Raw genomic sequence first — 21715 nt, forward strand, 5'->3', positions numbered from 1 at the left:
ATAACCGAATATTCCGGGGGTTCTCGACGATCATGCGCGTTCACTGTCTCGCCGCCGCCGCCGCGGCGGTTGCCCTGTTGCCCGTCACCAGCGCGCTCGCGCAGGACCGGGTCGCCGCCAACCGGCTGATCGACGAGGGCATGAACCACAGCCAGGTGATGCAGACCGCGCAGCATCTGACCGACGTGATCGGCCCGCGCATGACCAACAGCCCGGCGATGCGCACCGCCGAGGGCTGGACCGCCGAGCAGTTCGCCAAATGGGGCCTGAAGAATGTCCATAAGGAGGGCTTCGCCTTCGGACGCGGCTGGTCGATCGAGCGGGCGAGCGTGCGCATGGTCTCGCCCCGTCCGCTGCAACTGACGGCGATCCCGATCGCCTGGACACCCGCCACCAACGGCGCGGTGACCGCCCCGGTCATCGTCGCGCCGATGAAGCGCGAGCGTGATTTCGACAAGTGGCGTGGGGCTTTGCGCGGCAAGATCGTGATGGTGTCGATGCCCGGCACCGGCGACGAGCAGACCGCTGCGCCCTTCCGCCGCCTGTCGGGCGAGGACATCGGCAAGCTCGACCTGTACGTCCAGCCCGAACATGACCCGGACAGCGCGGATCGCCGCATGAAGCGGCTGGACTTCGCGCAGAAGCTCGACGCCTTCCTGAAGGCCGAGGGGGCGGTGGCGTACGTCACCCAGAGCTATCGCGACGGCAAGCTGGTGCACGGCGAAGGCTATCTGTTCGGGCGCGGCGAGACGCCCGCCGTCCCCGGCATCGAACTGGCGGCCGAGGATTATCGCCGCCTCGCCCGCCTGACCAAGACCGGCCCGGCGCCGACGATCGAGGTGCTGAGCGATGTCCGTTACGACGACAGTGACGTCAACGCCTACAATATCATCGCCGAAATCCCCGGCACCGACCCCAAGGCGGGCTATGTGATGGCGGGCGCGCATCTCGACAGCTGGGTCGCGGGCGACGGCGCGACCGACAATGCGGCGGGCAGCGCGATGGTGATGGAGGCCGCGCGCATCCTAACCGCCACCGGCCAGCGGCCCAAGCGTACCATCCGCTTCGCGCTCTGGTCGGGCGAGGAACAGGGCATTTTGGGCTCGATGGCCTATGTCGAGCAGCATCTGGCGTCGCGCGGGCGGCCAGGCGACGCGCCGCAGACCGGCCTGAAGCGCTATTATGGCTGGACCAATCGCTGGCCGATCACACCCAAGCCCGGTTATGGCGACCTGGCCGCCTACTTCAACATCGACAATGGCTCGGGCAAGCTGCGTGGGCTCTATGCCGAGAACAATCCGGCGGCGGTGCCGATGCTGAAGGAATGGCTGTCGCCCTATGCCTCGCTGGGGGCGGGCAATGTCGTGCAGCGGACGACCGGCGGCACCGACCATGTCTTCATGCAGGCGGTCGGCTTGCAGGGCTTCCAGTTCATCCAGGACCCGCTGGATTATGGCAGCCGGACGCACCACAGCTCGGCCGATACTTTCGATCATCTGAAGGCCGACGACATGCGTCAGGCCTCGGTCGTGCTCGCCGGGGTCTTGCTCGCGGCGGCGAATGCGGACAAGGCATTGCCGCGCCCGCCGGTGCCGACGCAACCGGCGACGACCAGACCCTTTGATTTTACGGATACCGACGACTGATGGCACGCCGAGGACATCGCCCCAGCCAGGCTTCATCCAACCGCCCCCGCTTCTGGGGACGGCATGCGGTGACGGCGGCGCTCGCCAACCCCAACCGGACGGTGCGCAAGATTTGGGGCACGCGCGAGGCGCTGGCCGCGCTCGACCTGCCGCCGATCCTGCCGGTCACCTTTGCCGATGCCGCCGATCTGGGCCGCCTGGTCCCCGCTGACGCGCCGCATCAGGGCCTGGTGGCAGAGGTCGATCCGCTGGAGGATATCTGGCTGGGCGACCTGCTGCACGAGGTGCAGGATAATCAGCGGCCGCTGGTCGTGCTGGACCAGGTGACCGACCCGCACAATGTCGGCGCGATCCTGCGCTCGGCCGCCGCGTTCGACGCGGTGGGCATCGTGACCCAGGATCGGCATGCGCCGCCCGAATCGGGCACGGTCGCCCGATCGGCCAGCGGCGCGCTGGAGACGGTGCCCTGGGTTCGCGTGGTAAACCTGTCGCGCGCACTCGACGAAATCGCCGAAGCCGGGTTCTGGCGCATCGGCCTGACCGGCCATGCCAGCCAGACGCTCGCCCAGGCGATGGGCACGCAGCGCATCTGCATCGTGTTGGGCGCCGAGGGCGAGGGGATGCGTCAGAATACCGAGGCGCATTGCGACGAACTCGCCAAGCTGCCGATCAGCCCGAAGGTGGAGAGCCTGAACGTCTCCAACGCGGCGGCGATCGCGCTGTACGCGGTGGCGGCGCGCTAACGGGCTATCGGTTCGCGCGGAGACGCGGAGATGTCCGGTTCGCCGCGATCTCACCCCGTTCTCGCGACCGGCAGACGTGTGGTAGCAGTTGATGATCGCGAACTGGTCTTGCGGCCGTATACACCATCTCCGCGCCTCCGCGTCTCCGCGCAGAAAAAAAGGCGGGGCCGAAACCCCGCCTTCCGACGTTCACGGGCAATGCCCGATCAGTCCTCCGCCGCGATCCGCACCCGCATCCCGTCCTGCGCCTCGCCGAACGGCAGCTGGCAAGACAGGCGCGAGGTCGCATCCCGGTCGCTGGTCGAATCGAGCAGGTCATCCTCGTCCGGGCCGATCGCGGGCAGCGTGTCGGCAAAGGCCGGATCGACATGCACATGGCAGGTCGCACAGGAACAGCACCCGCCGCACAGTGCGAGCAGCTCGTCCACGCCGGCGTCGCGGATGACCTCCATCACCGACAAACCGGCCTCGCCGTCGATTTCGCGTTCTTCCCCGTCGCGGGTCACGACGATAAGCTTGGGCATGTCCATTCTCCTTGTCGGCCCTGTTGTTGGAAGCGGCTCTGCCGGGCCTGAACGCGCGGATCAAGCATCATGGGGCTGAGCGCCGAACAGATTCGCGAAAGCCTGGATGCGCTCGCCGCCGTCGAGCCCGCCATCGCCGCCGCGTTGCAGCGGATCGGCTATCCTGCGCCGCGCATCCGCGCGCGGGGCTATGCGACCCTGGTCCGCACGATCCTGGGCCAGCAAGTCTCGGTCGCCTCGGCCGATGCGCATTGGCGGCGGTTGCACGAATTGCTGGGCGATGCGACCGATCCGACCCGCCTGGACGGCGTCACCGACGAAGAGCTGCGCGGCGCGGGCATTTCCCGGCAAAAGGCGGGTTATCTGCGCAGCCTGGCCGAGGAGGTGACGAGCGGTCGCCTGAACCTGTCCGACCTGCCCCAGGATGACGAAGAGGCGATTGCGCAACTCGTCCGGGTAAAGGGCATCGGCCGTTGGTCGGCGGAGGTCTATCTGCTGTTCGCGGAGGGGCGGACCGATATCTGGCCCGCAGGCGACCTGGCGGTGCAGATCGAGATGGGGCGCATCCTGGGCCATGACGCGCGGCCCTCGGAGAAGCGGGTGCGCGAACTCGCCGAAGGCTTTCGCCCGCACCGCAGCGCCCTGGCCATCTTCACCTGGCATCATTACGGCGCAGGCGCCGACGCCGCGCCGGTGTGACGGCTAGGACTGGTCGCGACGGGGCAGGTGCCGGGTCGCGACCCCGACCAGCACGGCCGTCGACAAGAGGATCGACGAGACGAGGCCGCCGATCGCCAGCAGCCCGCCGCTGGTGATACGTACCTTCGCCCGCACGTCGATGGCCCGCCCCGCCGAAACACGAAGCATGGCCTTCTGATAGGTCAATGGCGGGCGAGGGGGATGTGGCGTCATGGCGTTCCCAACGTCCCTGCCGTCCAACGGTTCAGGAGGATGCCTGTCCGATCGGCGATCTGACGAAACGGCACCTGTTTTTCCATCCAAGTACATGCGATCGCGCCGAAATATCCATCCGCAACAATCAAATATGAAACTGTAATATCGCCAATAACGGTTAGTTATCACCTGTCGGGTATAAGAGAATGACGGGGGGGATAATCTCTTGAGCATACATAAGAAATGCCGTGCTGGCGGAATGATTGTCATGGCCGTCCTCATCACGGGCGCGGCACTGACCGGATATAAGATCGACACTATCCGCATCGGCGGCCCGCTGTCCGCCGCCAATCAGCGGATCAGCGATCTTCAGGCCGATATCCTGCCGCCGCCCGCCTATATCATCGAGCCCTATCTGGAGGCGACGCTGCTGGTCGAGCAGCCTGCGACGCTCGGCGATCGTCAGGCGGCGCTGGCGCGGCTGGAAAAGGATTTCCGGGCCAGCATCGACAAATGGAAGGTGTCGGCGCTGCAAGACGGGCTGAAGTCGATGCTGATCGACAAGGCTGCCCGTGAGGCGGATGGTTTCTGGCGCGAACTCGACACGGTTACGCTTCCTGCGATCCGGCGGGGGGACCAGGCGGCGGCGCAGGCCAGCTATGCCCGGCTTTCGGCGCTGTACGCCGCGCATCGGCGGGACATCGACGCGCTGGTGACGGCGGCCGATGAAGCACGGACGCGGGTGAGCGAAGACAGTCTGGCCAAGCTGCATATGACGATCGCGATTCTGGTCGTGATGGGGCTGGTCGTTGCAGGTCTGCTGGCGGGTGGGCTCTTCTATCTGATGCGGCGTGTCCTGCACCCGATCGGCGCGACGGCCGATGCCATGCGGCGCATGGCGGACGGCGACCTGACCCTGAAGCTGGACGGGCGTGACCGCGCCGACGAGATCGGCACCATGGTCTCGGCGGTCGAGATATTCCGCATCGCGGCCCAGGCGCAGGTGAGCAATGCCGAAAAGCAGCACGTCGTCGTGCGCGAACTGGCCGCGGCGCTGGATGAACTGGGCGAGGGCAATATCGCCCATCGTGTCGGCGATACCCTGCCGGACGAATATCGCGGTCTGGCGCGGTCGTTCGACACCAGCATGGAACGGCTGTCGCGCACCCTGACCCGGATCGCCCGTGCGGCGGGCCATGTGAAGACCGGGGCCGCCGAAGTCCGCGCCGCATCCGACGACCTGTCGCAACGTACCGAACAACAGGCCGCCAATCTGGAGGAAACGGCCGCGGCGATGGACGAGATCACCGGCGGGGTCCGCAAGACGGCCGGGGGCGCGGCCCGCGTCAACGCGATCGTCGTGGCCGCCCGTCAGGAAACCGAGGAGTCCGGTGCGGTGGTCCGTCGTGCGGTCGAGGCGATGGGCGCGATCGAGCGGTCCTCGACCGAAATCTCCGAAATCATCTCGGTGATCGACGGCATCGCCTTTCAGACCAACCTGCTTGCGCTCAACGCCGGCGTCGAGGCGGCACGGGCGGGCGATGCGGGCAAGGGTTTTGCCGTGGTCGCCTCCGAAGTGCGTGCGCTCGCCCAGCGTTCGGCCGATGCGGCGCGCGACGTGAAGACGCGCATTCAAAGCTCGACCTCGCAGGTCGGCATCGGCGTCGATCTGGTCAACGAGACTGGACGCACGCTGGAGGCCATCGCCGCCCGCATCACCGAAATCAGCACGCTGGTATCGCAGATCGCCTCCTCGGCGGAGCATCAGGCGACCGGGCTTCAACAGGTCAATATCGCGGTCGCCGACATGGACGGCTCGACCCAGCAGAATGCGGCGATGGTCGAAGAGGCGACGGCTGCCGCCCGCCATCTTGCGGCGGAGGCGGAAGTGCTGGCCAGCGAAGTCGTGCAGTTCCGGCTGGAGGCGACCGAATATCGCGCGGTGACGCCGCCCAACCTGGCGCTGGTCGCCTGAGGGAGCGGGGAAGTCATCACGGCGATGCGACAGGGACTGGCATCCCCGGCCAAGCGTCCTTAAGTCCTGAGCCATGCTGACCCCCGAACAGGCCCGCGACCGGGCCGCCGATATCGTTGCCCGTGCCCGCGCCGCCGGAGCCGACGCCGCCGACGCGGTCTTTGCCGCGGATGCCGCGCTGGAGGTGTCGGTGCGCCTCGGCGCGCTGGAGGATGTCGGCCGGTCGGAGAGCGAGGAACTGGGCCTGCGCGTGTTCGTCGGGCGGCGCTCGGCCAGCGTCTCGACCTCGGACCTGTCGGGCGATGCGATGGACCGCGCCGTCGAGCGCGCTATCGCCATGGCGCGTGAGGCACCCGAGGATCGCTGGGCGGGGTTGGCCCCCGAAGAACGCCTGCTGCACGGCGCGCCGCCGATGCTCGACCTGGATGACGGTGGCGAGGTCGCGCCCGAGGCGTTGCGCGCCGCTGCCCTGGAGGCCGAAGAGGCCGCGCGTGCCGTCGCGGGCGTGACCAATTCCGAAGGGGCGGGCGCGTCCGCCTCGCGCGTCGTCTCCGCCCTGGCGACCAGCCATGGCTTCGCGGCGGGCTATGCCGCCACCGGATACGGCCTGTCGGTCAGCGTGGTGGCGGGCGAGGGTGCCGGCATGCAGCGCGACTATGCCCATCACGGCGCACGCCTGCGTCGCCTGCTCGAAAGCCCCGAGGCGATCGGCACCCGCGCGGGCGAGCGGACCGTGGCGCGGCTCAATCCGGGCAAGCTGGCGAGCGGCGCCATGCCGGTCGTCTATGACCCGCGTGTCGGATCGTCGCTGGTCGGGCATCTCGTCTCGGCGATCGCGGGGGCGGCGATCACGCGGCGGACCAGCTTCCTGCTCGATCGTCTGGGCGAGCAGGTGATGGCGGCGGGCATCCGGATCGAGGATGATCCCCATCGCCCGCACGGCCTGCGCTCGCGGCCCTTCGACGGCGAGGGGCTGGCAGTATCGCCGACCGCCATCGTCGAGGACGGGGTGCTGGAGACCTGGCTGCTCGACTCGGCCTCCGCGCGCCAGCTGGGGCTGGAGCCGACCGGTCATGCCGCGCGCGGCACCGGCGGCGGGCCGGGCGTGTCGACCAGCAACCTGTTCATGGCGCCGGGCCGCGTGCCGGTCGAGACGCTGATCGCCGACATTGCCGAGGGCGTCTATGTCACCGAACTGATCGGCAGCGGCGTGAATCCGGTCACTGGCGACTATAGCCGGGGCGCGGCGGGCTTTCGGATCGTGGACGGACGGATCGCAGAGCCGGTTGCGGAGTTCACCGTGGCAGGCAATCTGAAGGATATGTTCCTCGGCATGACCCCGGCCAACGACCTCGAGTTCCGCTATGGCGTCAACGTGCCGACGCTGCGCATCGATGGAATGACGATTGCTAGCGGCTGAGCTGATCCCCGCTGTCGTCGCGGCGGCGCGTGAGGCGGCGGCGATGGCGCTCGCCCGTTGGCGCACCGATTTCCGCCAATGGGAAAAGACGCCGGGCAGCCCGGTATGCGAGGTCGATCTGGATGTCGACCGGATGCTCTATGCGCGGCTCCACGCGCTGATCCCCGATGCGGGCTGGCTGTCGGAGGAGACGGCGGACAAGCCCGACCGTCTGGCGGCGCGGCGCGTCTGGGTGGTCGATCCGATCGACGGCACGCGCGACTATATCCGCGGGCGCGAGGGCTGGGCGGTGTCGGTCGCGCTGGTCGAGGACGGGGTGCCGGTGATCGGCGTGCTGGCCGCGCCCGCGCGCGGAGAATTATGGCTGGCGCAGGCGGGGCATGGCGCGACCCGCAACGGCAGCGCGCTGAGTGCGGGCTATTGCCACCAGATGCCCGGTGCGCGCGTGCCGGTCGATGCGCTGCCCAAGGCCGATCGCGATCTGGTCGCGGTGTTCAAGCCCAACTCGATCGCACTCCGTATCGCCATGGTCGCCGCCGACGAGGCGGACCTGGTCGCCACCTTGCGCTGGGGCAATGAGTGGGACATCGCCGCCGCCGCGCTGATCGCGTCGGAAGCGGGGGCAGGGGTCGCCGATGCGCTGGGCCAGCCCTTGCTCTTCAACAAGCCCGACCCGCGCGCCTTCGGCGTGTTGGTGACGGCGCGCGGGCTTCTGGACCCGGCGGTCGCGCGGCTCGCCCCCCGCGCCCGCGAGGTCATTGTCCCCGTCACACGCTGAGCATCTGCTCCACCCATTCGGGCACCCGCTGACCCGCCGGACCCAATCGACTTTCGTCGAACCAGCCGCTTCCCTCCGATCGATCGAGATTCAGCTCAAGCGTCGTTGCGCCATACGCACGTGCTATCCGCACGAACCCGGCCGCCGGATAGACCGCACCCGACGTGCCGATCGACACGAACAGATCGGCCTGCGCCAACGCCGCCTCGATCCGCTCCATATGATAGGGGATCTCGCCGAAGAACACGATATCGGGCCGAAGTGCCGGTGCGGTACAGGCGGGGCAGCTGGTGCCGGGCGGCAGGTCGTCCCGCCAGTCGAACCGCGCCCCGCAGGCGGCACACAAGGCCTGCTTCAACGCGCCATGCATATGGAGCAAGCGCGTGGCCCCGGCACGCTCATGCAGGTCGTCGACATTCTGCGTGACGATGAGCAACTCCCCCGGCCATTCCCGGTCCAGCCGCGCCAACGCCGCATGCGCCGCATTGGGCATGACACCGGCGAGCGCCGCCCGCCGCAGGTCGTAGAAGCGGTGAACGAGGTCTGGATCGGCCGCGAGCGCTTCCGGCGTGCAGACATCCTCGACCCGGTGCCCCTCCCACAGCCCGCCGGGCCCACGAAAGGTGGCGATGCCGGACTCGGCCGAAATCCCTGCGCCGGTCAGGATGACGATGTTTCGGGTGTCGGTCATGGCGCTAAGATGGGCTTTGCAATCGTCGTCTGGAATGGGTGGAAAAGCGGACGGGCCGTTCCGGTTCGCAAACCGGTCAAGCCGACGCCGTTTCAGGCAAGGGACAAATGCAGGAATTGGTTGAAGTCGCTCGGTTCATACCCTCCGAACGCAGGGCCGTTGGCGGAGCCCCGCTGCCGGTAGAGCGCCAGTGCCGGTTCGAACGATGCGCCCGTTCCCGTTTCCAAGCTGATCCGGCGCACGCCCCGGGCGGCAGCGGCTGCGATGATCGTCTCCAGAATTGCGGACCCGGCTCCCCTCCGCAGGAAATCAGGGTGCGTTCGCATCGACTTAATCTCGGCCGTGTCGCTCGATAACATCTTCAAGGCGCCGATCGCGGCCACATGCTCCCCGCACCAGGCCGTCCACACCGTCACATCCGGCGTCTGTAGACCGGAGAGGTCGAGGGCGAAGACATGACCCGGTGGCGAGTTCGCGTGCATTCCGGCGAGGTGGATCGCCAGCAATTCTCGGGTCTGGTCATGGGACAGACCGCCCTCACGCACCTCGATCATCCATCACCTCCCGGAATAGGAATGGCGGCAGCATGTCTGCTTCCGATGCAGGGCGCAACGCCGGACGAGGGCCGTGTCCGGGCGATAACGATCAGCGGAAAAGCCGGCCGCCAGAACCGCCCCGCCGCATAGCGCTCCCATGGTTCCCATGCGCCCTCATCCTCGCCGACCCGGACGGCGATCGGATCGATATCGGCAAGCGGCGCAGCGATGGCCCGGAACGGTCCGCTGGTCGTTGGACCGAACATATCGCGGCCGGTTTCCCCCGGCCGCAACCTGTGTAAAGGAACATCGTATGAATACCCACGCCCTCCTGTCGCCCAAGGCCCCCGCATGACCGCCATCGGCATTTACGGCAGCGCCGGGCGCATGGGCCGGGCCATTGCAGACCTGATCGAGGGCGAGGGCGGAACCCTGGCGGGCGGATGCGACTCGCGGGACGATCCCGATGCGCTGGCGAAGGCCGCGGATGTGCTGGTCGACTTCTCGATCGCAGGCGCGCTCGATTCACATCTGGCGGCGGCCCGGGCGGCGCGGACGCCTATCGTGATCGGCACCACCGGCCTGTCCCCGGCCCAGCATGCAGCGATCGACGCGGCGGCGACCGAGATCGCGGTGCTCCAGACCGGCAACACCTCGCTCGGCATCACGCTGCTCGCCAATCTGGTGCGGGAGGCGGCGGCGCGGCTTGGCAGCGACTGGGATATCGAGATCACCGAGATGCATCACCGGCACAAGGTCGATGCGCCCTCGGGCACCGCGCTGCTGCTGGGCGAGGCGGCGGCGGCGGGGCGGGGGCATTCGCTGTCCGAACTGCGGGTCGATGGCCGCGCGGGGCTGGTCGGTGCGCGGACCGAGGGAACGATCGGCATGGCGGCGCTGCGCGGCGGCTCGGTGATCGGCGACCATGAGGTGATCTTCGCGGGCGAGGGCGAGCGGCTGACCCTGGGGCATTTCGCACAGGACCGCACCATCTTCGCACGCGGGGCAGTGCGCGCGGCGCTGTGGCTCGCGGGACAGGCGCCGGGGCGCTATCGCATGGGCGACGTGCTGGGTCTGTAAAGGCGGCGCGCATGAAAAAGGCCGATATCGTCGAATTCTACCACCGGCTGGCGGAGGCGAACCCGCATCCCGAGACCGAGTTGGAATATCGCAATCCCTATACGCTCGTCGTCGCCGTGGCGCTGTCTGCGCAGGCGACCGATGTCGGCGTGAACAAGGCCACCCGCGCCTTGTTCGCCGAGGTCGACACGCCCGAAAAGATGCTGGCGCTGGGCGAAGAGGGGCTCAAGGCGCATATCAAGACGATCGGCCTGTTCAACACCAAGGCCAAGAACGTCATCGCCCTGTCGCAGATGCTGGTCGACGACTATGGCGGCGAGGTGCCGCAGGACCGCGAAGCGCTGGAACGCCTGCCCGGCGTCGGGCGCAAGACCGCTAACGTCGTGCTCAACGTCGCCTTCGGACAGGAGACCTTCGCGGTCGACACGCATATCTTCCGTGTGTGCAACCGCACCGGCCTGGCCAAGGGCAAGACGGTGCTCGCCGTCGAACTGAAGCTCGACAAGGCGACGCCCGCGCCGTTTCGCGTCCATGCGCATCACTGGCTGATCCTGCACGGCCGCTATATCTGCAAGGCGCGCCGCCCCGAATGCTGGCGCTGCCCGGTCGAGGATCTGTGCGCCTACCGACCCAAGACGCCTGCGCCAGCGGCCAAGACCGGAAATAGCGCGACGACATAAAAAGGGCTGGCGCGGTAGGGCAGGCGATGCTAACCGGCCAGCCCACGCACCCGTAGCTCAGCTGGATAGAGCGCTGCCCTCCGAAGGCAGAGGCCACAGGTTCGAATCCTGTCGGGTGCGCCATTAATCAACGACTTAGCAGTCCGTTCGCCGCTTCTCCGGTAACAATCCGGTAAATTGGGGTGTGTTGCGGCAGGTAGGTGGCTTCGGGCCGGGCTAGCGGATGGTCCCGGGTCGGTGACTTCTCGACTCTTCGCTGCCGATTATCGATAATCGGCGACCAGTCCATGCGTGCCCGGAAGGGTAACACCCTTATTTCCGGATAAACTCCACCCCTAATGCAATAGTATGCCAGCCGGTCGCGTTCTATTTTTCGTCGTTTTTGGGACTCACATCGGCGCTTGCGCCTTGACGGTCCAAGGGCAGATTATCAAACGCCCGCGTCGAGGGAGAACCGATGAACGAAGGACAGGTCAAGGCTGCGGTACTAACGCGCGTGCGGCAAGCTACTGGCCGCCGTCCAAAGCCGATCGTCACTGCGGAGTTCACGCTGGGTAGCAGCGGCGTGCGTGCGGACCTCGCGGTGTTTGCGGAGACCTCCATTGGATTCGAAATCAAGACGGCCAGGGACACGCTGCGTCGCTTGCCAGCGCAGATGGCGGCATATGCCCGATACTTCAATCATGCGGTTGCGATCGTGGCGCCATCCCATGTGCCGAATATCGCACCGGACGCGCTCCACGGCGGTTCGCTTTGGACCTATGACGAATGCGGCACCCTACAGACGCTGGTCGAGGGAAAGGTCAACATCGTCGCTGCCGAAGCGTTGATCGACCTGATGACGCAGGCCGAACGGCGCAGGGGTGACTTCGGCACGGCGGTTGCGGCGCGGTACGACGCTACTAGCCGCCAGTTCTGGGCCGCTGTGTCCCGGCGGTCGATACGATCCGCAGACTTGCCGCTGTTGAGCCGGTTTACGAAAGCCAGAACACAGGCTCGCCAACTTGCCGACGAACGTGAGGCATATTGGAGCCGCTGGATGGCGGCTCAAAATGGTTTGGCGTTGGCGTCAGCCTGACCAATCCTCGTCGGTGTCCTCTGCGTCGCCGGGAGCACCATAGAACGTTTGCAGTTGAAGATGTAGGTTGATCCGGGCGGCGGTGGCTTTCTGGGGGCTTCCGATAGCCGACATATCACCTGCGGCGGTTCGCTCGATCATCTGCGTTCCCCAGACTCGCAATGCAGGATTCCAGTTGCCGCCCGCCATGACATTGATGGCTTGCTGCTGATAGCCGGGAAAGCCCACGAGGTCGTCTGAGCGGTAGAAGTCCCAAAGATCGAACAACGGATAGTCGATGCGTGGCGCGGGCTGGCCACCGCCGCCCGTCTGCCGTTCTACGCGGGCACTACCCCGGTCACTGTAGATCAACCGGTCGGTCTCGGCCATCGTGTCGAATAAGCGGCGTTCATAGATAGGTTGATCGCTGACGCCCACGAAGCTGTCAGGAAACGATGAAGCGGAAAGAGCGACATACGCTGCGGGTGCATGTTCCCGAATGGTGTTGATGTAGCCGGTAGCGATGGCGGCGACCTGTAGGTGGTCACGACTAGCGATACCAAAATCAATAACGAAGCAAACGCCTTGGCCTCCGCCGGTGCGTTCTCCCACGCGCCGCGCAATAACGCCCATGAAGCCGAACGCTGGGCGTTCGATGATAACGACAAGTCCGCGCTCTAAGCCGAACAGCCTTGCAATTTGGGCTTCTTCTTCCGGAACCTCGGGTGAGAATTGCATCGCTGGGATGTAATTCTCGTTCTGCTCGAAGAAGTTGCACCATTCGCGAAAGCCGTGGGCCGGTTGGCGGAGCGTAGCTAGCTCGGCGTGAACGGGGCGTTCATTGGGCTGCTCGCGCTCGCCCATCGCTATCACGACCCGACGATCACCATATGCCTCTGCAATGCGCCCTGTTGCGTTCTCCAGTCGATGCGAGCCAACCCAAGGCCGAAGATGAACAATCGGTAGAAGTCGGTCCTTGGTCGTATTTGGTAGCTCTTCAAGCGCTCTCATTTCGGCTGGCCGGATCGAAAGCAAGGGCAGGTAAGGGACATCACTCCATTCAACTGGCACCGGCTTCTCTCCCTGTTATTGCCCCACCTTAATCCGCATCGCGGCTTCGGAAACCGCAAATAGGTCGGCGAGGTATAGAACCAAGTCGCCAACGCCTTTCTCTTCCGCTGCCTCACGAGCTTCGGCCAATAGATCGCCCGGCATCAGAATGTCCGCTGCCAAGCGGTTCGCCTGTTGTTCACGGCGATCGGACAGGCTGGACCGGTACAGCACGTCATCCTCGATCCCGTTGCCAATCTCGTCTCGGTGCAAGAGGTAGTGCGCAAGCTCGTGCGCCACGGTGAACCGCTGCCGCTTGGCAGGGTCGTGCCGGTTGATCCGGATCACAAAGCCCCCATCCTCGTCAGGTCGGATTTCACCGGATATGCCCGGCCCTAACGTCGCCGCCTTGACAGGCACGCCCAAGGCACGGGCTAGCTCGGGCAGCCTCACCGGCGGTGCATCTTGAAACGCCTCAATCTGGGCACGGACGTCAGGGTCCAGCCTGTTCCATTCCGGACTCATTCGTCTTCCTCCAACAATCTGTCGTCATCGGGTCGGCCAAACGTCACAGCGTCCACGCGCTGTTTGATCCGCTGATCCATCCGCTCGGAGTTGACTTCCTCAGCGGTCAGCCGCTCGATTTCCCCCTTGATATAATCTCGGATTGCGCCGTTCTCAATCTGTTCGCGTATCTCGGTTGATCCGGCGTTCTCTGCGGCGGTAATCGCATCGCGCTTGAGCTGATTGAAGCCCCAGAGGGCAGCCAAGGCCAGCACGCCGCCGAAGATGGCGACGATAACGCCCACCGCTGACAGGAGGGTCGCGGCCAGATCGGCGTATGACATGCCCACCGGGCGGAGACTGAAACTTCCAGCCTGCCCGATCCACACGATCGCGCCGCCTATGATCGCACCTAACGCGCCAGTGGCGAAGAAGCGTAGTCTTTGGAAGGCAGAAGGGCGTTGGTCGGTCATGCGGCGTAACGTCCATCGTTGAGGCGTCTCGCCAGTCCAAGGCTCGCGAGAGCATCAAGGACAGGTCGAACGGTTGTAGCGCGCCTCCCCTTAAAGCTGCGGGCCACGTCTGCCGCCGCAAGCGGCGCGGGCGCGGCAGCGAGGATCGACTGCACTGCGCCGACCTGCTCGGGCAAGGTCGCGGGCCAAGGAATGACGTTGCTGATCGAACCCACTGCCGCCTCCCCTAGGTCAAGCGTGGTGGCGACGGGCGCGCGATAGCCGGGATCTTGGAACTCGGGGCGCAGATAGCGCACCAACTCGTGTGCTTCCTCCGCCGCGCGCTCCTTGTTGAGCGCGACGAGGCGAGTGAGGATCGTCTCCTCGTTCAGCGTGCCGGCGCGATGCTCGTCTCCCCAGCCGTAGGCGTCCGCTACGCCCTCATCGATCGCGTTGTGATGCTGGCGGATCAGCGTCACGAGCCCGCGATCATGGATGTCGCGCTCCTGCGGCGTCAGCGTGCGGCCTTCGCGCAGTGCTTCGAGAACGTTGTAGAGCTTGGTGAGCGTCAGGTCGGCATGCTCGGCGAGCACGCGTTTGCGGAGAGTGTCGAGTGCTTCGGCTTCGGAGCGGATGCGGGCTTTGAGCGGCTCGGGGACCTCGGCGGGAAATGGGAAGGGATCGAAGCAGCTACCTTTGTTAAAACGTGGCCGATCCTCAAGCGTGCCGCCCGCAGCCAAAACCCATGACAGGTAAATCGTGCTCGACATTACCCCAAGGTGGAATGCGTCGTCGACGGCAACCGCGAATGCGGTGCTATCAATGTGAGTTTCACTGGGCGCGAAAACAAAGAAGCGGTGCTTGGATGTCACTGAGCTGATGACCATACGGTCGATGCTCCTAATAGCGTTTCGCAATGTTTCATTCGACCGCCCGTAGAGCCACCAGTTGAGGCGGCGGCTTTCCTCCTTATTCTGGTCCCTTTCCGGCTTAACGTGATTTAAGACCCACTGGTAGATAAGTGGATAATCCGTTCGAACTTGAGCTTCCGATAATCCGTGAAGATCAATGCAATATAGGTTTCGGGATCGGCCATTGATGTCGCTTCCATTTCGCAAAGGGAAAATGCGGCGGGTATCAATCGTTTGATCTTTAGCCAGCGCTAGGGCCACCTCCGGAGAAAGGGCAAACCCGGTGCCGTTTAGCTGATACCCCACAGCACAAAGCGACTCATTAGCTCGGAGCGGCCGTGCACTCACGACCGACACGCCTACCGACAAATCTGCGCCAATATATCCAAACCGGACCGTCGCCGTTTCTGCTGTCTCCGCAGAGCCTGAGTTCGTCGCGATGATCTCTAGGCGCCCAACATGGCTCCCGCTCGTTGCGACCGTCATCGCCACCCGAACCGCCGCTCCATCTTTAACATCCACCCAAGGTGCGTCAGGAAGGGCATAGAGAACGGAAACCGGCTGGCGCGCCTCAAGCCACTTAGACAAGACACGTCTACTGAAGACCTGCGTAACGCTGTTGGTCGTTACTAATCCAAAGCGGTAGACATCACCCGCGGCGGTGAGCTTTGCGGCGGCTTCCCACCAGTACATTACAAGGTCGGCCCCATCCGGCACATCCGGGTAAGCAAGGCGAAGCGCGGTGACGTAGTCGTCACCTAACTGAAGCTTGATCTGCTTCTTGCCAATAAACGGCGGGTTACCGACGATGAAGTCGGCTTTCGGCCACTTGGCCGCGCGCGGCTTGACGTAGCGGTAAATCTCTACCCGCGCCGTCTCGTCTGGCACCGCCTTGCCAGTGATTGGATGGGGCTTCATCGTTTCGCCGTCCCAGCGGGTGACGGACCCACCAGATGCGTCGCGCTCCAGCACGCGCTCGTCCCACTCGATCAGCGCGTCGCGGTTCTCGATAGTGCGGATGTCGCGCAGTATCGGCTCGGGCGGCGAGCGGTCGGGGCCGTTCACGCGGAAGTGCCATTGGAGATAGCCAATCCAGAGCACTAGCTGCGCGATGGCGGCGGCACGCGGGTTGATTTCGATGCCGAGGAAATTCTCCGGCGTGATCGTGTGCCCGGTAAGCTCCGCGAGATACTGATCATCGCCGAGGTCTACGAGAAGGTCGAGCACCTCGCCTTCCAGCTCCTTCATCCGCGCCATCGCAACATAGAGGAAGTTGCCTGTACCGCAGGCGGGATCGAGCACGCGGGTTTGGGCGAGCCGGGTATGAAATTTCTCCACCGTGCGGCGCGCTTCCTCCGCCTTTTCTTGGTCGATCAGCTCTGATGCGGCGACGCGCACGCCCGCCCAGTCGGCGCGCAACGGTTCGGTGATCGTCGGCCCCACCAGCCGCTCGACATATGCTCGGGGCGTGTAGTGAGCACCGAGCTTGGCGCGCTCTTTGGGGTTGAGCGCGCGCTCAAGCAGCGTGCCGAAGATGGCGGGCTCGACCTCTGTCCAGCGATGCTCAGCCGCCCGGATTAGCACCTCCAGCTCCTCGGCCTCGAGGGCGATCGCGGTGCGATCCTTGAATAGATAACCGTTGAACCGCTTTAGCGGGACGCCAAGCGCAGGGGAAAACTCGCCCCGGTCCATCGCCGCCCACAAGGCGGTGAGCTGGTACTCTAGGTGCTGCGGCGCCGCCCGCTGATTCTTGAGCAGGTTGGTAAAGCTCTTCTCCGGGATCAGCCCGCTGTCTTCGGCAAACATCGTAAAGAGCAGGCGCATGAGGAAGCCGCTGGTGTGCTCGGCGGTGTGACCACGCTTTTCCAGCCGGCGGGCAACGGTGGCGAGCAGGTCGGCGATGTCGCGGGTTACGCGGGCAGCACGAGCGGCGGGGTCAAGGCTGGCAGGAGCTTCCCAAATCGCCGCGAGCCGCTCGCGCACGTTTTGGTCGCGCAGGTCGTCGAGCATGATGCGGTAGCGGGAGCGATCGGGAAACTGGGCGTATGACTTACCTGTGCCGGAGAAGTCGGCATATACTTCAATACAGTAGCCGATATCCGCAACGAGCAGGAACGGTGGCCAGCCATGGTCCGCTGGAAGTGCTTTGGCGTAGCGCTCCGCCTGCCCCTTGGCCTGCACCATCGCCTTTGCCCAACCCGGTGTGCCACGACGTGCGGTACCGCGCTTCATGCGGGCGGTCGCGGTTTGGCCGAAGAGGTCGAGATCGTCCTCGCCGCGCTCGGCGGCTGCCCGGTCGGCATCGCTACCCTGCTTTGCTTCGAGGATGAACTTGCCGCGCTTGTAGGCATCTATGCGCCCAAAGCTGACCGAGCCGTCACCATTGCTCTGAAACACGCGGCGTTCGAACACATAGTCATTGTGGGTATCATCCGCGCGACTACCTTGCGGCGGCTCGACGCCTACCAGCTTGCATAGCGCGCCAATGAAGCTCTGCGTGTTTGCTAGCTCTGACCCACCAGTCTCGCGCCAGTGCGCGATGAACGCTTCGATGTCTGTGTCAGTCGCCATAGATCGTTGCGTATCCCCTAGTCGCATTCAGCGCGATATATGTCGGCGCTGCACTAGCGCTCGTTGCTATTGATGTCCTGCCTCGCACATAATCCACCTACTACATAGGTGGGGTGGAGCGTGAGCGCTGGAATGGTCTATATCCTGACGAACGAAGCCATGCCTGACTATGTAAAAATAGGGCTGACGCGGTAGAACGATTTGGGCGATCGAGTGCGCCAGCTCGACACGACGTCAATACCCGTGCCGTTCGAAGTACACTTTGCCGCCTATGTCCCCGACTGCGCCAAGCTGGAGCGGACCCTGCACTTCGTGTTCGGCGAAAAGCGGGCGCGCCGCAATCGCGAGTTCTTCACTATCGATCCTGACCTCGACAAGGCCATCATCGAGCTGGTCGCCGACAGCAAGGTCGATGTGACGGACGTGGAGCAGTCGATCGGCTCGGCGGAGCGTCGCGAGATTGAGCAGTTGCGGCGGCGGCGCGAGGTGCGCACCTTTACAAGTCTGAACGTCCCGATCGGCGCCACGCTGACGTTCGCCAACGAACCGGACATAACCTGCACCGTTTCGCAGCCACGCAAGGTCGTGTTCCGTTAAGCCCGTCGGCGGCTGCGCTGGCGGTGGTGCATGATCTCGGGTGTGATTGGTCGGCTGTGAGCGGGATGGATTACTGGGAGTATGAGGGGGCAAACTGTCCCAGCTCGGTGCCGCTCCAATAGCCGAACTGGCGGACGAGGCCGACTAAATGCTAGAAGCCGCTCAGATTCTTCAGGAGCGGCGATCGGCGGCGGCCGGGCACATGGGGCCAGTGGCAGCCCGAAGTCGCTATGCGATCTTCCTAGCCTGTCTCAGGGCCATTCGCCATTCCATCCCACTACGAAGGGGCCATTGACCTCGATATCGGGCGGTGCATAGTTCCCATCCTTGTCCTGTATGCACATGGCGATAAGCCTGCCCTGTCGGTCAACGCCAGTGTACCACGCCCCTTTCGCTGTATGGCCCGGCAGGCGGTGCTTGTACGTCTGGCTTCCGAGATGATCGACTGTGCCCAAGGCTCGCTTGATATCCACCTTGGTGGGCTTCGTCTTAAGTAGTAGCCGGTCACCCCCTTTCATCAAAAGCCAGTCGGACAGAACGGTGTTGCGGCCCATAGGCGTTCGCTGCACCCGTATGATTCCGCTGTCGATTTTCATTCGATAAGCTCGATCGTGCGCCTTTTGTTTAGATGCCCATCCTTTAAGGCGTCGTAAGGCCCGCTCTGTACTCTCGCCGGTCTCTGGGGCGATTGCCAGCTCGCCGCCAACCGACAAATTGAACAGGTCATCGAAGTAGCCGCGTCGCTTGCGCATGATGTTATCCTCGAGCTGGGCACCGCCAATCGGCCCCTCCTTTTGCTGATCAGTTTCCGATTTTCTTTCTCCTATTTTGATCAAACTCTGTTCCTAAAGGACTCATTTTCCGATTTTATTTCTCTTATTATTATTAGTTGAAGGCCAGATATAAGAAATAAGAGAAGATAAATCGGAAAATACCTGTCCTTGAAATGAAGTTAGTGCCCCCTGAAAAGAACGTACAGAGAACACCGGTAAGGTAGGCGGGGCGGCTTAAAGCCGCTCCACCCACAGGGCACCGGCTTCATCGGTCCATGTACGAAAGCTACCCCGCCCCTTGTGCCGCACATAGCCTGCCCGGACTCTTGCACGTTCGGCGTCCTCGGCGGTTGCAAGGGGGTTTAAGAGCATCGGCACGCCGGTTGGAAGCTGATACCAGTCAGACAACTTCTTGGCTGGCCCTTGAGGCAGGCAGCGTGTGCGTATGAATGGCCCGACACGCTGTACCTGCAATGAAATACCTGACTTGCCTGCTTTGACGGCGCGCTGGATTGCCCATTTCAGTTCGCTTCGCTGCTCCCACGCCCGGTGAGGGTCTGAGGGATAGGGGCCGTGCCAGTCGGTTTCCCCAGGCTTCAGGTAAAAGCTGTCGCTGTCACATCCTTGGCGATAGCGCCTGAAATAATCAGTGCCTCGCTGGATGATTTCGACCGGGCCGCGTGGATCGGGGGTCATCGCCGGACCTCCGCGCCATCAGCATAAGCATCAAGATCAATGCGCGCATAACGAACTGCGCCACCAAACTTGCGGAATGCCGGACCTCGGTCGCCACAGGAACGCCACCGTGAAAGAGTGGTTGGCGAAAGGCCAAGATATTCGGCGGCGGCGGCCTCAGTGAGAAAGGGTGTGGTATTCATGTCAAACTCCATAAGCATTGTGCTAAACGGAGCAGTACGCCACAGTGTTCTTCACTGATATAGCAAGTTCTTAGTGGTTGTGCGCGGTTGTGCAGAGGAATGTTAATTTCTTTGTACATCGTGGTGTTCTTCGTTGATGTGCGGGGCTCAATGTGCAACGGCTGTGGAGCGCTGCGGCCAATTCCGCGCGCGGGGCGTCGTAACCCCAAAGCTCTCGGCCGGTCGCGATTTCGCGGCCGGGCGGCATGCGCGCATGTCCAACCGGCTTGCCGGTAAAGGCGCATGCGCCTTGGCGAGAGCTTGGGTTACGAACGCCCGGCTTTGACCGGGCTGCCCCTAACAATGGTTGGGAGCATGAAATGCTAAAAGGGCTTATCCCAAGCGTACTACTGATCGCCGCTGCTCCAGCGGCGGCGCAAGACGTGACACCGCGCACAACCGAACCCGCAGCCGTTGTGCTGGCGAGGCCATTTCCGGTGACGGCCGGTGATATTGTCGATCGGCCGTATATGGTCCTTGGGCCTATTCGCACCACCGTCCAAAAGAACGGCGTTTTCGGAAAGCGCGTCTCGGAACAAAAGGTTTATAAAGAACTGTGGGAGCGTGGCAGGAAAATGGGTGCCGACGCCGTGATCTTTGCTGTGAGCTGGCCCCCGTTTTGACCGGACGGATTCAAGCCTAAGAAGGAGGCTTGGGGCTATCCCCTGAGCATAGGCTTATGTCCGTGTCCGAGATCATCACCGACGGCGGTCGGCGTCGTCACTGGGGTTCCACCGAGAAGCTGAGGATCGTTGAGGAAACGCTCGATGGTCGCGAGAGCATATCGGTGGTGGCGCGCCGCAATGGCGTGGCCCCGAACCTGCTGTACCGCTGGCGGCGGCTGATGCTGGAAGGCGGAAGCGTCGCGATCGTCGGCGACGATGACGTAACCAGCAACCGTCAGGTCCGTGAGATGGAAGCCCGCATCCGCGAACTGGAGCGCCAGCTCGGCCGCAAGACGCTGGAGGTCGAGATACTGAAGGAGGCGCTGGAGCGCTCGCGCCCAAAAAAAGCGAGCTTGCTCATGCACTCGCCGCTGCCGGAGACTATCCGGTGAGCCTGGTCGCCAGCACGCTCGGCGTCGGACGCTCGACGGTGTACGACCGCCTGACCGGCAGCACCAAGACGCGCGGGCCATACACGAAGGCCGACGACGCGGACCTGTTGCCCCGCATTCGCCAGATCGCCGCGCAGCGGCCAACATACGGCTACCGCCGCATCGCGGCGGTCCTCAATCGACAGCAGCGCGCCGAAGGACTGGTGCCGGTCAACCACAAACGCGTCTACCGCATCATGGCAGCCAACCGCCTGCTGCTGGCGCGGCGCTATACCGAGCGAACCGATTACGGTCATGACGGCGTCGTGGTGGCGATCCGCTCGAACCTGCGCTGGTGCTCGGACGGGTTCGAGTTCACCTGCTGGAACGGCGAGGTCGTGCGCGGCGCCTTTATCATCGACGCCCACGACCGCGAGATCATCGCCTGGCACGCCGTCACCAATGCCGGCATCAGCGGTTCGGACGTGCGCGACATCATGCTGGAAGCCGTGGAGGCCCGCTTCGGCGGTATGCGCACGGTCGCGCCGGTTGAGATGCTGTCCGATAACGGCTCGGCCTATACCGCCCGCGAAACGCGGACCTTTGCCCGGCAACTCGGGCTCAAACCCTGCTTCACCCCTGTCCGCAGCCCGCAATCCAACGGCATCTCCGAAGCCTTCGTGCATACCCTCAAACGCGATTACGTCCGCGTCTCGTCGCTACCCGATGCACTCACCGCGTTGACATCGCTTGCCGGATGGATCGAAGACTACAACGACAACCACCCTCATTCAGGGCTCAAAATGCGTTCCCCGCGCGAGCATCGCGCAATGGTTTCTGCAACCGCTTGAATCCGTCCGGCCAAACGGGGGCCAGATCA

General features: G+C 64.3%; 23 protein-coding genes and 1 tRNA gene. 13 read left to right on the forward strand and 11 right to left on the reverse strand.

Annotated elements, in window-relative coordinates:
- Positions 1-32: 32 nt before the first annotated feature.
- Together U1H82_RS15665 and rlmB are read left to right on the forward strand one after the other, a co-directional pair.
- Positions 33-1646: a M20/M25/M40 family metallo-hydrolase gene (locus tag U1H82_RS15665; RefSeq protein ID WP_322965854.1), complete on the forward strand. Its 1614-nt coding sequence runs from the start codon at positions 33-35 to the stop codon at positions 1644-1646.
- Positions 1646-2389, forward strand: coding sequence for a 23S rRNA (guanosine(2251)-2'-O)-methyltransferase RlmB (rlmB, locus tag U1H82_RS15670; RefSeq protein ID WP_322965856.1), 744 nt, complete (start codon positions 1646-1648; stop codon positions 2387-2389). The genes U1H82_RS15665 and rlmB overlap by 1 nt, the downstream gene beginning before the upstream one ends.
- 206 nt (positions 2390-2595) lie before the next feature.
- On the opposite strand, the gene U1H82_RS15675 is transcribed toward rlmB, so the two are convergent.
- Complete coding sequence (locus U1H82_RS15675) at positions 2596-2913, reverse strand: 2Fe-2S iron-sulfur cluster-binding protein (RefSeq protein ID WP_322540123.1); 318 nt, start codon at positions 2911-2913, stop codon at positions 2596-2598.
- A gap of 69 nt (positions 2914-2982) precedes the next feature.
- On the opposite strand from U1H82_RS15675, the gene U1H82_RS15680 reads away from it, so the two are divergent.
- Complete coding sequence (locus U1H82_RS15680) at positions 2983-3612, forward strand: DNA-3-methyladenine glycosylase family protein (RefSeq protein WP_322965857.1); 630 nt, start codon at positions 2983-2985, stop codon at positions 3610-3612.
- A gap of 3 nt (positions 3613-3615) precedes the next feature.
- Here U1H82_RS15680 and U1H82_RS15685 read toward each other — a convergent pair whose 3' ends face one another.
- A complete protein-coding gene (locus tag U1H82_RS15685) occupies positions 3616-3780 on the reverse strand; it encodes a hypothetical protein (RefSeq protein WP_322965858.1) in 165 nt (54 codons plus the stop codon).
- Positions 3781-4075: 295 nt separating this feature from the next.
- Between U1H82_RS15685 and U1H82_RS15690 the strand changes: the two genes are divergently transcribed.
- The 3 genes from U1H82_RS15690 (at position 4076) to U1H82_RS15700 (ending at position 7980) form a co-directional block, all read left to right on the forward strand.
- Complete coding sequence (locus tag U1H82_RS15690) at positions 4076-5782, forward strand: methyl-accepting chemotaxis protein (RefSeq protein WP_322965859.1); 1707 nt, start codon at positions 4076-4078, stop codon at positions 5780-5782.
- 73 nt (positions 5783-5855) lie between these two features.
- The gene (locus U1H82_RS15695) at positions 5856-7202 is read left to right on the forward strand and encodes a TldD/PmbA family protein (protein WP_322965861.1); all 1347 of its coding nucleotides are present in this window, start codon (positions 5856-5858) and stop codon (positions 7200-7202) included.
- Positions 7189-7980 carry a 3'(2'),5'-bisphosphate nucleotidase CysQ gene (locus U1H82_RS15700; RefSeq protein WP_322965862.1) on the forward strand — a complete coding sequence of 264 codons (792 nt, stop codon included), beginning with the start codon at positions 7189-7191 and terminating at the stop codon, positions 7978-7980. Before U1H82_RS15695 ends, U1H82_RS15700 begins: the two co-directional genes overlap by 14 nt.
- Here U1H82_RS15700 and U1H82_RS15705 read toward each other — a convergent pair.
- Together U1H82_RS15705 and U1H82_RS15710 are read right to left on the reverse strand one after the other, a co-directional pair.
- A complete protein-coding gene (locus U1H82_RS15705) occupies positions 7970-8671 on the reverse strand; it encodes an NAD-dependent deacylase (protein WP_322965863.1) in 702 nt (233 codons plus the stop codon). The genes U1H82_RS15700 and U1H82_RS15705 overlap by 11 nt on opposite strands.
- 92 nt (positions 8672-8763) lie before the next feature.
- Positions 8764-9225, reverse strand: a complete 462-nt coding sequence (locus U1H82_RS15710) for a GNAT family N-acetyltransferase (protein WP_322965864.1) — start codon at positions 9223-9225, stop codon at positions 8764-8766.
- Positions 9226-9558: 333 nt separating this feature from the next.
- Here U1H82_RS15710 and dapB point away from each other — a divergent pair, with 333 nt between their 5' ends.
- From dapB to U1H82_RS15730, 4 genes are all read left to right on the forward strand, one after another.
- The gene (gene dapB / locus U1H82_RS15715; protein ID WP_322965865.1) at positions 9559-10287 is read left to right on the forward strand and encodes a 4-hydroxy-tetrahydrodipicolinate reductase; all 729 of its coding nucleotides are present in this window, start codon (positions 9559-9561) and stop codon (positions 10285-10287) included.
- 11 nt (positions 10288-10298) lie between these two features.
- On the forward strand, positions 10299-10967 hold the full coding sequence (nth, locus tag U1H82_RS15720) for an endonuclease III (protein WP_322965866.1): 669 nt from the start codon (positions 10299-10301) through the stop codon (positions 10965-10967).
- A 46-nt stretch (positions 10968-11013) separates the two neighbouring features.
- Positions 11014-11090: transfer RNA gene (locus U1H82_RS15725), tRNA-Arg, on the forward strand.
- A gap of 334 nt (positions 11091-11424) precedes the next feature.
- On the forward strand, positions 11425-12045 hold the full coding sequence (locus tag U1H82_RS15730; protein WP_322965867.1) for a sce7726 family protein: 621 nt from the start codon (positions 11425-11427) through the stop codon (positions 12043-12045).
- On the opposite strand, the gene U1H82_RS15735 is transcribed toward U1H82_RS15730, so the two are convergent.
- The 4 genes from U1H82_RS15735 to U1H82_RS15750 are packed head-to-tail and all read right to left on the reverse strand — an operon-like array spanning position 12037 to position 17512.
- Positions 12037-13095, reverse strand: coding sequence for a beta family protein (locus U1H82_RS15735; protein ID WP_322965868.1), 1059 nt, complete (start codon positions 13093-13095; stop codon positions 12037-12039). The two genes, U1H82_RS15730 and U1H82_RS15735, sit on opposite strands and share 9 nt — an antisense overlap.
- 15 nt (positions 13096-13110) lie before the next feature.
- Complete coding sequence (locus U1H82_RS15740; RefSeq protein WP_322965870.1) at positions 13111-13599, reverse strand: ImmA/IrrE family metallo-endopeptidase; 489 nt, start codon at positions 13597-13599, stop codon at positions 13111-13113.
- Entirely contained in the window at positions 13596-14051 is a 456-nt protein-coding gene (locus U1H82_RS15745) for a hypothetical protein (protein ID WP_322965871.1), read from the reverse strand. Before U1H82_RS15745 ends, U1H82_RS15740 begins: the two co-directional genes overlap by 4 nt.
- Positions 14048-17512 carry a class I SAM-dependent DNA methyltransferase gene (locus tag U1H82_RS15750; RefSeq protein WP_322965872.1) on the reverse strand — a complete coding sequence of 1155 codons (3465 nt, stop codon included), beginning with the start codon at positions 17510-17512 and terminating at the stop codon, positions 14048-14050. The genes U1H82_RS15745 and U1H82_RS15750 overlap by 4 nt, the downstream gene beginning before the upstream one ends.
- A 213-nt stretch (positions 17513-17725) precedes the next feature.
- Here U1H82_RS15750 and U1H82_RS15755 point away from each other — a divergent pair, with 213 nt between their 5' ends.
- The gene (locus U1H82_RS15755) at positions 17726-18109 is read left to right on the forward strand and encodes a GIY-YIG nuclease family protein (RefSeq protein ID WP_511073014.1); all 384 of its coding nucleotides are present in this window, start codon (positions 17726-17728) and stop codon (positions 18107-18109) included.
- Between the two features lie 251 nt (positions 18110-18360).
- Here the strand turns inward: U1H82_RS15755 and U1H82_RS15760 are convergent, their stop codons facing one another.
- From U1H82_RS15760 to U1H82_RS15770, 3 genes are all read right to left on the reverse strand, one after another.
- Positions 18361-18945, reverse strand: coding sequence for a hypothetical protein (locus U1H82_RS15760; RefSeq protein ID WP_322965874.1), 585 nt, complete (start codon positions 18943-18945; stop codon positions 18361-18363).
- Positions 18946-19116: 171 nt separating this feature from the next.
- Entirely contained in the window at positions 19117-19578 is a 462-nt protein-coding gene (locus U1H82_RS15765; protein WP_322965875.1) for a hypothetical protein, read from the reverse strand.
- Positions 19575-19760 carry a helix-turn-helix transcriptional regulator gene (locus U1H82_RS15770; protein WP_322965876.1) on the reverse strand — a complete coding sequence of 62 codons (186 nt, stop codon included), beginning with the start codon at positions 19758-19760 and terminating at the stop codon, positions 19575-19577. The genes U1H82_RS15765 and U1H82_RS15770 overlap by 4 nt, the downstream gene beginning before the upstream one ends.
- A gap of 359 nt (positions 19761-20119) precedes the next feature.
- Here U1H82_RS15770 and U1H82_RS15775 point away from each other — a divergent pair, with 359 nt between their 5' ends.
- Together U1H82_RS15775 and U1H82_RS15780 are read left to right on the forward strand one after the other, a co-directional pair.
- On the forward strand, positions 20120-20422 hold the full coding sequence (locus tag U1H82_RS15775) for a hypothetical protein (RefSeq protein WP_322965877.1): 303 nt from the start codon (positions 20120-20122) through the stop codon (positions 20420-20422).
- Between the two features lie 56 nt (positions 20423-20478).
- A protein-coding gene (locus U1H82_RS15780) for an IS3 family transposase (protein ID WP_322962882.1) occupies positions 20479-21686 on the forward strand; the annotation gives its coding sequence in 2 pieces (ribosomal slippage) (positions 20479-20803 and positions 20803-21686; 1209 coding nt in all).
- The last annotated feature ends 29 nt before the right edge of the window (positions 21687-21715 follow it).

The organism is Sphingomonas fuzhouensis (assembly GCF_034659795.1).
GTDB lineage: Bacteria > Pseudomonadota > Alphaproteobacteria > Sphingomonadales > Sphingomonadaceae > Sphingomonas > Sphingomonas fuzhouensis.